Annotated in this window: 14 protein-coding genes; 6 read left to right on the top strand and 8 right to left on the bottom strand. The window is 53.0% G+C overall.

The features are described from left to right. Window positions 1–10 precede the first annotated feature (10 nt). Window positions 11–616: a TfoX/Sxy family DNA transformation protein gene (locus QEN32_RS13685; protein ID WP_001202375.1), complete on the top strand. Its 606-nt coding sequence runs from the start codon at window positions 11–13 to the stop codon at window positions 614–616. Here QEN32_RS13685 and yccS read toward each other — a convergent pair. Together yccS and QEN32_RS13675 are read right to left on the bottom strand one after the other, a co-directional pair. After that, the gene (gene yccS / locus QEN32_RS13680; RefSeq protein ID WP_000950861.1) at window positions 603–2,756 is read right to left on the bottom strand and encodes a YccS family putative transporter; all 2,154 of its coding nucleotides are present in this window, start codon (window positions 2,754–2,756) and stop codon (window positions 603–605) included. The genes QEN32_RS13685 and yccS overlap by 14 nt on opposite strands. 18 nt (window positions 2,757–2,774) lie before the next feature. Further along, a complete protein-coding gene (locus QEN32_RS13675; protein ID WP_001261222.1) occupies window positions 2,775–3,221 on the bottom strand; it encodes a YccF domain-containing protein in 447 nt (148 codons plus the stop codon). Window positions 3,222–3,344: 123 nt separating this feature from the next. Here QEN32_RS13675 and helD point away from each other — a divergent pair, with 123 nt between their 5' ends. Continuing rightward, window positions 3,345–5,399 carry a DNA helicase IV gene (gene helD, locus QEN32_RS13670; RefSeq protein WP_000420517.1) on the top strand — a complete coding sequence of 685 codons (2,055 nt, stop codon included), beginning with the start codon at window positions 3,345–3,347 and terminating at the stop codon, window positions 5,397–5,399. A 35-nt stretch (window positions 5,400–5,434) separates the two neighbouring features. Here the strand turns inward: helD and mgsA are convergent, their stop codons facing one another. Together mgsA and QEN32_RS13660 are read right to left on the bottom strand one after the other, a co-directional pair. Continuing rightward, the gene (gene mgsA, locus QEN32_RS13665; protein WP_000424187.1) at window positions 5,435–5,893 is read right to left on the bottom strand and encodes a methylglyoxal synthase; all 459 of its coding nucleotides are present in this window, start codon (window positions 5,891–5,893) and stop codon (window positions 5,435–5,437) included. Between the two features lie 94 nt (window positions 5,894–5,987). After that, window positions 5,988–6,650, bottom strand: a complete 663-nt coding sequence (locus QEN32_RS13660) for a DUF2057 family protein (protein ID WP_023201783.1) — start codon at window positions 6,648–6,650, stop codon at window positions 5,988–5,990. Between the two features lie 173 nt (window positions 6,651–6,823). On the opposite strand from QEN32_RS13660, the gene QEN32_RS13655 reads away from it, so the two are divergent. Then, entirely contained in the window at window positions 6,824–7,237 is a 414-nt protein-coding gene (locus QEN32_RS13655; RefSeq protein WP_001537782.1) for a CoA-binding protein, read from the top strand. A 44-nt stretch (window positions 7,238–7,281) separates the two neighbouring features. Here QEN32_RS13655 and hspQ read toward each other — a convergent pair whose 3' ends face one another. Both hspQ and rlmI read right to left on the bottom strand, forming a co-directional pair. Beyond that, entirely contained in the window at window positions 7,282–7,599 is a 318-nt protein-coding gene (hspQ, locus tag QEN32_RS13650; protein WP_000561983.1) for a heat shock protein HspQ, read from the bottom strand. A 57-nt stretch (window positions 7,600–7,656) separates the two neighbouring features. After that, entirely contained in the window at window positions 7,657–8,868 is a 1,212-nt protein-coding gene (gene rlmI / locus QEN32_RS13645) for a 23S rRNA (cytosine(1962)-C(5))-methyltransferase RlmI (RefSeq protein ID WP_000140480.1), read from the bottom strand. Between the two features lie 214 nt (window positions 8,869–9,082). On the opposite strand from rlmI, the gene QEN32_RS13640 reads away from it, so the two are divergent. The 3 genes from QEN32_RS13640 to yccX are packed head-to-tail and all read left to right on the top strand — an operon-like array spanning window position 9,083 to window position 10,766. Continuing rightward, a complete protein-coding gene (locus QEN32_RS13640; protein WP_000859417.1) occupies window positions 9,083–9,631 on the top strand; it encodes a YbhB/YbcL family Raf kinase inhibitor-like protein in 549 nt (182 codons plus the stop codon). Window positions 9,632–9,656: 25 nt separating this feature from the next. Next, the gene (locus QEN32_RS13635; protein WP_000548082.1) at window positions 9,657–10,436 is read left to right on the top strand and encodes a helix-turn-helix domain-containing protein; all 780 of its coding nucleotides are present in this window, start codon (window positions 9,657–9,659) and stop codon (window positions 10,434–10,436) included. Between the two features lie 48 nt (window positions 10,437–10,484). Further along, on the top strand, window positions 10,485–10,766 hold the full coding sequence (gene yccX, locus QEN32_RS13630; protein WP_000072884.1) for an acylphosphatase: 282 nt from the start codon (window positions 10,485–10,487) through the stop codon (window positions 10,764–10,766). Here yccX and tusE read toward each other — a convergent pair. Together tusE and yccA are read right to left on the bottom strand one after the other, a co-directional pair. Next, window positions 10,763–11,092 carry a sulfurtransferase TusE gene (gene tusE / locus QEN32_RS13625; RefSeq protein WP_000904449.1) on the bottom strand — a complete coding sequence of 110 codons (330 nt, stop codon included), beginning with the start codon at window positions 11,090–11,092 and terminating at the stop codon, window positions 10,763–10,765. The genes yccX and tusE overlap by 4 nt on opposite strands. 86 nt (window positions 11,093–11,178) lie before the next feature. Then, window positions 11,179–11,838 (bottom strand): FtsH protease modulator YccA, encoded by a 660-nt coding sequence (gene yccA / locus QEN32_RS13620; protein WP_000374046.1) that lies wholly within the window; start codon window positions 11,836–11,838, stop codon window positions 11,179–11,181. Window positions 11,839–12,162 lie beyond the last annotated feature (324 nt).

Genomic DNA, 12,162 nt, shown 5'->3' with positions numbered 1-12,162 from the left:
AAGGAATTTTATGAGAGCACTCTCTTATGACAGGATCTATAAATCGCAAGAATATTTGGCCTCTTTGGGGACGATCCAGTATCGATCTTTATTCGGTAGCTATAGTCTGACCGTGGAGGATACCGTCTTTGCGATGGTGGCTAATGGCGAGCTTTATCTCCGCGCCTGTGAAGAAAGCGTACCCTACTGTGTGAAGCATCCTCCCGCCTGGCTCATGTTTATGAAATGTGGACGTCCCGTTATGCTCAACTATTACCGGGTGGATGAAAGCCTGTGGCGCGATCAGCAGCAGCTGGTGCGTTTATCGAAGTATTCTCTTGACGCGGCAATGAAGGAAAAACACAGCCGTATTTTACAGCACAGACTCAAAGATCTCCCCAATATGACCTTCCATCTGGAAACATTGCTCAATGAGTCAGGGATAAAGGACGAAAATATGTTACGCATACTGGGCGCGAAAATGTGCTGGCTAAGGTTGCGACAAAGCAATCCCTTGCTGACGGTGAAAGTTTTGTATGCCCTGGAAGGCGCAATTGTCGGCGTACATGAAGCGGCGCTCCCGGCGAGTCGTCGCCAGGAGCTTGCCGACTGGGCTCATTCGCTTACGGCTGGGTAATTAGTGTAGAAGTCGGCGGTGAAATTTGCCGTTGCAAGCGTCCAATCTCGGGCAGTAAGGCAATGAGCAAACCAATTTGTTGAACAACCAGAGGTTCTTTGCTGTCCGGACGTGTTTCCAGCGACTGAACTCGCTGCTTTAAACCCTCCAGCGCCTGGTGTACGCGCTGTTCGTCTTCAGGTTGATGATGAAGCGCATCATCAACGTAGCAGACCGCGTCATCCAGAAGCCCCAACACGTCCGGATTACTGAGCTTTTCGCGGTGCGCGCCGAGGGCGGAGATATAGCTGGTAAAAGTGTGATTGAGGCAAAGCAGCCTGAACGCCGCCTCCCGGGTTTCAGCCGTGACGTCGGGTTCGCTCGACATATTAGAAACCACGGATGCCAGTTCTGCATCGCGGTTGTGCGCGTCGCGTCTGGCAATGCGATAGGCCAGGCGGTTATCCCGTCCCTGGTGATATTGCTCAAGGATCGCATCAAGGTAGCGGCAATTAGCATCGGTGGCGCGCTGGAGTACCCGGGGAAGGTTGCGAAAGCGCCAGTCCGGCCAAATAAAGCTGACCGCAGCCCAGGCGATAGCGCAGCCAATTAACGTGTCGACGACGCGCGGTAACGCTACCTCAAAGCCTTCGCCCAGGAGGTTAAAGCAGAGTAATACCAGCAGGGTGATGAACATCGTTGCATGGGCATACTGCACATTACGGAATGCGAAGAAAAGCACGCCGGTAATCACCAGCAGAACTAACTGTCCTTCAAGCGAAGGAACAAACCATAAAATCGGCAGGCCGATAGCAACGCCTACCAACGTGCCGATAATCCTGAGCGCAAGGCGATGGCGGGTCGCGTTATAGTTAGGCTGGCAAACAAACAGGCTGGTGAGCAATATCCAGTACCCGTGGCGCATCCCGGTAATTTGGATGAGAGCATAACCGATGCACAATACCAGCGACATGCGTACCGCATGGCGAAAGAGAGCGGACTCCGGGGTAAAATTACGGCTCAGACGCAGCCAGATGTCGCTAAACCCGTGCAGGCTATCATCAGCCAACTGGTTTTCTGACTCATTGCGCGGCATTGCCTGGGCCTGCTCCGACTCGATCGTCGCCAGTTGCGCATCAATAGCGCGTAGGTTGGTTAATAAGAACCCAAGCGTATTTAACAGCTCTAAAGAAGCGCCGCTGGCGCGCATACGTTCAAGCGCGGCGTCAATGTGGGTAAAGACGCGTTCAAAACGCGGATCATGCTGGTACGGCGTACGCAGTAAGATACAGCGCGCCAGCTGCGTACAGGCCTGCGCCTGCATCGACATCAGACGTTGGAAGCGGAACATGACGTCGCTATGGCGAAAATAATCGCGCAGCGTCTGGTATTGAATATGCGAAGAACTGGCGCGTTCATGAATATCCTGCGCCACAAAATAGTAATGGAGAGTGCGGCGCGTACCGCGTTGACCGCGATCGCCGCGCAGGCGACTCAATAACGACACTTTCGTTTGGTTTAGCGTCGCCATTAACTGCCCATTCGCTAACGCTAAATCATAGAGCGGCGCCTGGCTTTCATCTTCAATATCAGGATCAAACAGACGTGATTTCAGTTCCAGATAGTGCGCTAACTGTTCGTAACTGCGTGCCAGATTATCCTGCAACGGACGGATCGGAAATAGCAGATGCCCGGTTAGCGTCAGTAGGTTATACCATACTGCGCCTGCCAGCAGGAGCAGTGGTTGCTGATACCAGTGATCGTATAAAGAAGCGCCCAGCATCGTATAGATGGCAATGAGTAACGCGCCGAACGCGATGGTGGCATAGCGTTGCCCCAGTCCTCCCAACAGAATAAACCCGCTGGTGGATAACGTTAAGCCCAACGCAAATAGCCACGGCCAGGGAAAGAGCAGCTCCACAGAAGCCGACGCGATAAAAAAGCAAATTAAGGTAATGATTAAATTACGCAAGCGTCCGGCAAGGCGGTCGTCGAGATCGGTTAGCGCCGCGGCAACCATACCGAGCGTGAGCGGGATGGTCAGTTTGACGTCGCCCAGCCACCAGGGCAGGGCGGTGGTGCCGCACAGAGCGATAAAAATGCGGATGTAATACAGCCAGGTACTGTTCCAGGTATAACGGCGAATCAACGGACTTAACATAAAGGCTATTTGTCCCGATCATTCAAAACGGCGGCGCGCGTTAGCTTCTCGCGCGGCGCGAGCGGTTTCTACAGAGACGACGCGGCGACCGACAGGCCAAAGCGCAATCGCGGCAATTTTAAAGTTCGCAATACCGACAGGTATCCCGATGATAGTGACACACTGCGCGATACCGGAGGCAATGTGCATCAGGCATAGCCACCAGCCGAAAAAAAGTAACCAGAAAATATTCAGCAAGGTACCGCCAGTATTCATTAATACGCTTTTCGCCGCCGGATTAAGTTCGTCAACGTGAATGGCTTCATTACCGTAAGGGAACAGGGACAGTTTGGTTATCTCCCAGCAGGAGCGGGTCAACGGCAGGGTAAAAATAAGCACAATACTGACCAGCGTCGCCAGCAGCCAGGCCAGCGTAGTGGCAAAGCCGCCCAGTACAAAGTTTAAAATATTCAGAACGGTACGCATAAACCCTCAGTTCATTCCGGTTTTCTATCACTGCGGGCAATTGTAACGTTTTTTTAGACTGGAGCACGTTTTCTCTGGCGGTTACACTGATAAGCACATCTTTACGTCTGGATTCGCTGAGTCATGGAACTGAAAGCAACTTCTCTTGGAAAACGTCTGGCGCAACACCCGTATGATCGTGCCGTGATCCTCAACGCTGGGGTGAAAGTGTCTGGCGACAGGCATGAATATCTTATTCCATTCAATCAGTTATTGGCGATTCACTGTAAGCGTGGGCTGGTATGGGGCGAGCTGGAGTTTGTCCTGCCGGAGGATAAAGTCGTGCGTTTGCACGGTACCGAGTGGTCGGAAACCCAGCAATTCCATCGCTATCTGGACGCGCACTGGCGTCGCTGGAGCCAGGAGATGAGTGATGTCGCCGCGCAGGCATTGCAGGAGCAATGGGCGCGTATTAGTGAGCGAACGGGCGAAAACCAATGGCTTACCCGTGAACGCGTTCGGGGGCTGGAACACGAAATTCGCCAGACGTTTGCCGCCTTGCCGCTGCCGGTCTCACGTCTGGAGGAGTTTGCTCACTGTCGCGAGATATGGCGTAAGTGTCTGGCCTGGTTACAGGATAGCGAGGGAAGTCGGCAGCAGCATAATCAGGCGTATGCTGATGCCATGCTGGAAGCGCATGCCGACTTTTTTACGCAGATAGAATCTTCTCCGCTTAATCCTTCCCAGGCCAGGGCGGTGGTTAACGGCGAATCATCGTTACTGGTACTGGCGGGCGCGGGAAGCGGTAAGACCTCGGTGCTGGTGGCGCGCGCGGGTTGGCTGTTGGCGCGCGGACAAGCAGATGCGGGGCAAATTCTTTTACTGGCGTTTGGTCGCAAGGCGGCAGAGGAGATGGATGAGCGTATCCGCGAGCGCTTACATACGGAAGAGATTACTGCCCGTACGTTCCATTCGCTGGCGCTGTATATTATTCAGCAAGGCAGTAAAAAAGCGCCGGTTGTCAGTAAGCTGGAAAGTGACGCCACCGCGCGGCATCAGCTATTTCTGCGCACCTGGCGTCAGCAGTGTAGCGAGAAAAAAGCGCAGGCCAAAGGCTGGCGTCAGTGGCTGGAAGAGGAGATGCAGTGGGTAGTGCCGGAAGGTAATTTCTGGGACGATGAGACATTACAGCGGCGTCTGGCCCCTCGCCTGGATCGTTGGGTCAGTTTGATGCGTATGCACGGCGGCGCGCAGGCAGAAATGATCGCTGGCGCGCCAGAGGAGTGCCGCGAGCTGTTTGGCAAACGCATTAAGCTGATGGCGCCGCTGCTAAAGGCCTGGAAAAGCGCGTTGAAAGCGGAAAATGCCGTTGATTTCTCCGGGCTGATCCATCAGGCAATGGTGATCCTCGAAAAAGGGCGTTTTATCAGCCCGTGGAAGCATATTCTGGTCGATGAATTTCAGGATATTTCCCCGCAACGGGCGGCGCTGTTAGAGGCGCTGCGCAAGCAGAATAGCCAGACTACGCTGTTTGCCGTTGGCGATGACTGGCAGGCGATTTACCGTTTTAGCGGGGCGCAGCTCTCCTTAACGACGGCGTTTCATCAGACGTTCGGCGAGGGCGAGCATTGCCACCTGGACACCACGTACCGCTTTAACAGTCGGATTGGCGATATTGCCAATCGCTTTGTACAGCAGAATCCGCACCAGCTTAAAAAACCGTTAAATAGTCTGACCCCAGGCGATAAAAAAGCGGTGACGTTATTGGATGAAAGCCAGTTGGACGCGTTACTGGATAAATTATCCGGCTATGCGAAGGAAGATGAACGTATCCTGGTGCTGGCGCGCTATCATCATCTGAAACCCGCGAGTCTACAAAAAGCGGCGACTCGCTGGCCGAAGTTACAGATAGACTTCATGACTATCCATGCCAGCAAAGGCCAACAGGCCGATTACGTGATTCTTGTCGGATTGCAGGAGGGTAACGACGGTTTCCCCGCCCCGGCGCGAGAATCCATTATGGAAAGTGCGCTTCTTCCTCAGGTTGAGGATTTTCCGGACGCTGAAGAGCGGCGTTTGTTATATGTGGCGTTGACGCGCGCGCGTGCGCGGGTCTGGCTGCTTTTCAATAAAGATAATCCCTCGCGCTTTGTGGAGGCGCTTAAACAGCTGGATGTGCCGGTGGCGAGGAAGCCCTAAAGCGCGGGCGGTACAGCATCCCGCCCGCGTAGCGGTTATTTCAGGCGCTCGGCCAGATAACGCGCATAATCCGGAATAAGAATATCTACAGCGTCATTAAAATGCGGGGACTGGATGATAAAGTCCGCCGTTGAGACGTTAGTGGCGACAGGGATATTCCATACGGTGGCCAGACGCAGTAGCGCTTTGACATCGGGGTCGTGCGGTACCGCGTTAAGCGGGTCCCAGAAGAAAATCAACACGTCGATTTTCCCTTCTGAAATGAGCGCGCCAACCTGCTGGTCGCCGCCCATCGGGCCGCTCAGCATCGCATTAACGTCCATACCGGTTGCGCGCTGGATCAGATTCCCCGTGGTGCCGGTTGCATAAAGAACGTGTTTTTCCAGCAACGGCTGATGGCGTTCCACCCAGTTCATTAACATCTGTTTGCAGTGGTCGTGAGCAACCAACGCGATATGTTTGCGCGTCGGCAAGGTGCGAGTCGTCAGTTCCATAATTCGATTCCGTAGTTAACCTGTCTACAGATTACTGGAAGCGCTTGATGCTGCAAGAGAAAGACAAAAAAATTGCGCGCTGGGACAACTCATATCAAGAGGGCGGCTGTTTTTCCGCCCATTGCAGAAAATGATGGCGTGTCTGCGGGTCGGCCAGTCGGAACCAATATTTCAGCCGCTGTTCTGTCAGAGTTTGTGATTGCGGCGGTACGGTATCAAGCTCTGAGACGTCGGAAAGTAATGTGCTGTCGTCTGCCATCATCGTGGCGAACTGAGGAAGCGAGGCGCGTTTCGCCGATTTATTATAACGCTCGGTCTCTATTTCATAATCGACCACTTTAGCCGTAGAAGTAATGGCCAGAATATCGAGTTTTACCGGAATGGGCATGGCGTCGCCGTCCAAAAGCGCCAAACGCGGCGCCGCGTTAAAATGCGAGGCTTCGCGCTCGTTTTCCAGCCGCGGGAGCTGGAAATTGACCTGACTTATCAGTTGGGTATCGAAACTTATCACCAGCGGCGGAGAAATATAAAGCCGCTCTTCATTACCGGACAGGCGGATGGTTTTTTCCACCCGGAAAACGAGTTGATGTGGCCCGTTTTCCAGTTCGATGCTCTCTGCGCCGCGTAATAAAGAGCTGGATACCTTTTTGCCGTCCAGCACCAGCAGATCAACCTCATTAGACAAACGGAGCGTTGTGGCAAAAACAGTCACCGGCAAACAGAGAGCAAGGAAGGTGGCTAGCGCGCCGGTTTTCATAAGGTTCTCCTGTCCAAAGGCCGTCTGGCTAATAATGTATCGAAATTTTTCTTAGATCATGTTTACTAACATATAGACATATTTTGGCGTTTTGCTCTCATACATCGGTATGGGATGAATGGTTGCTATGTCAGGTTTGTCGTACACTTTGCAAAACAGCCAGGAGAAAGATGATGAAAGAGACCGATATTGCTGATGTTTTGACGTCCACTCGCACTATCGCGCTGGTAGGTGCGAGCGATAAACCCGATCGTCCAAGTTATCGGGTAATGAAATACCTGCTTGAACAGGGCTACCATGTGATTCCGGTTGCGCCAAAAGTCGCGGGTAAGACATTGCTGGGGCAACAGGGGTATGCCACGCTGGCGGACATTCCCGAAAAAGTCGATATGGTGGATGTTTTTCGCAACTCTGAAGCTGCATGGGGCGTCGCGCAGGAAGCTATCGCCATCGGCGCAAAAACGCTGTGGCTACAGCTTGGCGTGATCAACGAGCAGGCGGCGGTACTGGCGCGGGATGCAGGCATGACCGTGGTGATGGATCGCTGCCCGGCGATTGAGATCCCTCGCCTGGGGCTGGCGAAATAAAAGTTTAAATGGCCGGATATCGCTCTCCGGCCTTTTACATACAATCAGTTACGTAGTCGCGGCGCCTGAAGCTGCTTGCGAATGGTACGCGCCAGTTCATCCATCGATGGCTGTTCTGGATGCTCGTCCCGCATTTCGCTTCGCAACTGGGCCTCGGCCAGATAAGTATGCACTGGCTGACCATCATCATCTTCCATTACCACGTGGTACCACGGAGCGGCGCGAAGTTCGTCGTTAACCGCCAGTTCATCAGGCGACGGTTCATCAAGCGAATATTCCGGGTCGATATCGACGACCACTCCGAGGTAACCTAACAGGGAATGGCGGACCTGTTGGCCGATACCGAATTTGCTGGCTATCATAGTCACCTCCCGGGAAATAGATACCCTTTATATGAGGATACTATTCCACTTTTCAAGTTACATGACGCGACAGGCAAACCCTTTCAGATACAGCCCTTCCGGGTAGGTGGCGATCACCGGGTGATCGGCGGCCTGACGGAACTGCTCTATAAATTGTACATCACGACCGGCATCTATTGCGGCATCGGCAATGATTTTCTGAAATAAATCGCTGGTCATCAGTCCGGAGCAAGAGAATGTCAGCAGTATGCCGCCCGGATTGAGCAGTTGAATCGCTAACATGTTAATGTCTTTATAGCCCCGGCAGGCACCCATTAACTGGCTTTTATTTTCGACGAATTTGGGCGGGTCCATGATGATGACGTCGAATTTTTCGCCGTGTTCACGGTAAGCGCGCAGCAACTTAAACACGTCATCGCGCACGAATTCGGCTTTGCTCAAGTCCAGTTGGTTCAGTTCAACGTTTTGCCTGGCGATATCCAGCGCATCCTGTGAGGTATCCACGCTGACAACCTGGCGACAACCGCCCATTAACGCCGACACGGCAAAACCGCCGGTATAAGAGAAGCAGTTCAGTACCCGCTGATTTTCCACGTAGCGGCGCGTCGCCAGACGACTGTCGCGCTGATCAAGATAATAACCGGTTTTGTGGCCGCCCTGGATATCGACCAGTAATTTCATACCGTGTTCTTCAATTGGCAGAAGCGCAGGCGGCAGTTCGCCAGTGACCGGACCTTGCGTCAGCGCCATCCCTTCTTTTTTCCGCACGGCGACGTCGCTGCGATCGTAAATAGCGCAATCAGGATAGCATGTTTGCAGAGCGCTAATTAATGCGGCACGTTGATATTCGGCCCCGGCGCTGAGCAGTTGCAGCACCAAAAAATGACCAAAACGATCGATAGTGACGCCAGGCAGGCCATCGGACTCACCGGCGATCAGACGATAGCTATCCAGGCCGTCTTTTTTCGCCAGCCAGTCGCGCCACTGCTGCGCCTGGCGCAGGCGGCGGGTGAAAAACGCAATATCAATGGATTCTGCTTTATCAAATGTCCAGACGCGCGCGCGGATCTGGGATGCTGGCGACCAGGCGCCGCGTGCTAACCACTTTCCCTGATGGTCGACGATATCGATAGTTTCACCGAGGTTGGCTTTGCCTTCCAGGCGGGAGACGGCGCCGGAAAAGACCCATGGGTGGCGGCGGAGTAAAGATTTTTCTCGCCCTTTGCTGAGGACTAAACGGGGATATTGCGGAAATGTAGATTCAGTCATGCGGAGTAACCTCTCACAAACAGTGACGCGAGCCGGATAATAGCTCCAGCCAGGGACCGTGAAAACGAAATGGCGCGTAGGGTAGCACAGATGAGAGAGGCAATCACCAGCGTATGGCGGTGAGCGTTTCTGCACAAAATAGAATCGTAAAGGCACAGTTTCTTCAGCGGACGCTTTTTATAGTGTTATTTCTTTATATGAAGAAGGAAATACAATGAAAACAGTCTTCTCTTTGACCGCAGCCGCAATGATGGCATTGAGTGGCGGCGTATCTGCCGCGTCGGCGTTTAGCCTCAGTAGCGCGGATATTCCGGCGGATTTTCGTTTAACGCAACAGCATGTCTTTAAAGGATTTGGTTGTAGCGGAGAAAATATTTCGCCGCAGCTGAGCTGGCGCAATCCGCCTGCCGGAACCAAAAGCTACGCTATTACCGTCTTCGATCCTGATGCGCCCACCGGAAGCGGCTGGTGGCACTGGACGATGGTGAATATTCCTGCGCAGATTCACGACCTGCCGACGGGGGCTGATAAAAAAACGTTACCCGCTGGAGTGGTGCAGGGACGGAATGATTTCGGTTATGCTGGCTTTGGCGGCGCCTGTCCGCCGCCGGGCGATAAGCCTCATCGCTATCAGTTTACTGTGTGGGCGCTGAATACGGCAACACTGCCGCTCGACAGTGAGTCGAGTGGCGCGTTGGTAGGGTTTATGCTTAACGCGCATGTGATTGCGAAAGCACAATTCACGGCTACATACGGAAGATAAAATAGAGGACGGCACGGTGCAGGAGATGCATATTCGACATCAGGATCTTACGACGGCAGAGGTGCGTTCCAGTCATCTGCACCGTTTGCATCGTGTTACGCTTTTTTCCGCCGCTATCTGCCATATTACGCAGGGCAGTAAAGTCATCATTCAGGATGATAGCCGCCTTGTCGCCGGGCCGGGCGAGTTGATTATTATTCCGGCGAACACGCCGCTGGAGATTATTAATCAGCCTGCGCAGAACGGTTTTCGCTCCGACCTGTTGTTACTTTCACCGGAGATTATTGCTCGCTTTAAAACGATGTACGTTCAGGATTATCCACCGGCAAACCTGACATCGCTGTGTACGCCGATGAGCCGTAGCCTGACATTTATGTGGGAGAACGTGTTGGATGCTGTGCGCCAGGGTTTACCCGTTGGGCTACAGGAACATCAGGCGATGGGGTTACTGTTAGCGCTTTTGCATGATGGCGCGGCAGGACCGCTGCTTATTGAACGGCGTTACACCCTCACGGAGCAGGTGCGGCAACTGATTATGCTCTCGCCTGCTAAGCTATGGACAGCCCAGGAGATAGCCCGCCGTCTTGCTATGGGAACATCGACGCTGCGTCGGCGTTTGCAGCGCGAATCGCAGAGTTATCGACAAATTGTTGAAGAGGTGCGCATGTCCTGCGCGCTTTCTCAACTGCAATCGACGACGCTGCCGATCGGCGAAATAGCGCTACGGTGCGGCTACCTGTCGGGGTCGCGATTTACGGCCAGATTCCGCCAACATTATGGGTGTCTGCCCAGCCAGGTACGTTAAGTATGTCCTGTATGAGCTTCCACCACTGATTATGAAAGGAGAACCATCATGTCGAACGTCTGCATTATCGCCTGGGTTTATGGTCGCGTTCAGGGAGTCGGGTTTCGCTATACCACGCAGCATGAGGCGCAGCGGCTGGGGTTAACCGGCTATGCGAAGAATATGGATGACGGAAGCGTAGAAGTGGTGGCCTGTGGCGACGCGGCGCAGGTGGAAAAACTCATCAAGTGGCTGAAAGAGGGCGGGCCGCGCTCTGCTCGTGTGGACAAAATCCTCACTGAACCGCACAGCCCTCGCGAGACGCTAACAGGCTTTAGTATTCGGTATTAAATACATTTTACCGGCTTGGGCAGACCGGCGATTTTGGTCGCTTGCTTTGCCGGGCCTTTCGGGAACAGACGATACAGATAGCGGCTGTTGCCTTTTTCTTCGCCGAACTTATTCGCCATCGCTTTTACCAGCATTCGGATGGCGGGAGAGGTATTAAACTCCAGGTAAAATTCGCGCACGAAGCGCACGACTTCCCAGTGTTCCGCAGAGAGCTCAATGCCTTCATTGGCGGCGATTGCGACTGCCAGCGTTTCACTCCACTGCGTCGTCTCTTTCAGATAGCCTTCGCTATCAGTACTGATTTCTTTACCTTCAAAGATCAACATAACGTTTCACTGCGTAATCAACACGGACGGCAGTGTAGCAAAAAATAAAGCCCTGCATAAGCAGGGCTGGAAGAGGGGAATGTCGATTAGTCGCGGCTGGCGAAGCCCAGAATGCTGAGCAGGCTGACAAAGATGTTGTACAGCGAAACGTACAGACTGACGGTCGCACGAATATAGTTGGTTTCACCGCCGTGAATGATGTTACTGGTTTCATACAGGATAGCGCCCGAGGAAATCAGGATAAACACCGCGCTAATCGCCAGGTGCAATGCAGGCAGTTGCAGGAAAATATTCGCCACCATACCAATCAGCACGACGACGATCCCGGCCATTAACATACCGCCCAGGAAAGACATATCCTTACGGGTGGTCAGAACGTAAGCGGAGCAGCAGAAAAATACTAACGCGGTACCACCCAGCGCCAGGCCAATGACATCGCCCATGCCTGCTGACAGATAGGCGTTAAGAATCGGGCCCAGGATATAGCCGAGGAAGCCGGTAAACGCAAAAGCAGACAGGATACCGACCGGCTTATTGGCGGTTTTATAGGTCAGGAACATCAGCCCATACATACCGACCAGCGTCAGAATCAGGCCGGGGGAGGGCAGCATCAGTACCGTACTGGCTGTCGCGGTAATTGCGGAGAAAGCCAGCGTCAGGCTCAACAGAAAATAGGTGTTGCGCAGTACTTTGTGCGTACTCAGTAGCGAGCTACGATCACGCGATGATGTAATGATACGATCCATTAGTCACTCTCTTATGACAGATGTAATTAATAAAGGAGAATAATAAAAACAGTCACTGTCACCCAGTGGTTTTACCCATCTTTACGCATTCGTTTACGTTTAGTTTCCTTAAGAGATTTCAGGTGATTACCGTCGTTAAAACGGTCTGCTCATGCCTGGCGCTACGCCATAAAACAGGCGGCAGCGCCAACCACGCGTTACCGATAAAAAATTGATAATCACAGCGGTAAAACAGTGGGGACGATCAACACGTATTAAGCCAGTTTTTGTGTTGAAGAAATGGTCAATGTGCCGCTATTTCAGGCAATTAACGAAAATTTGCCT

The organism is Salmonella sp. SA14318 (assembly GCF_029866905.1).
GTDB classification, from domain to species: domain Bacteria; phylum Pseudomonadota; class Gammaproteobacteria; order Enterobacterales; family Enterobacteriaceae; genus Salmonella; species Salmonella enterica.
The sequence above is the reverse complement of the archived record's forward strand: the minus strand, read 5'-3'. Positions and strand labels throughout refer to the sequence as shown.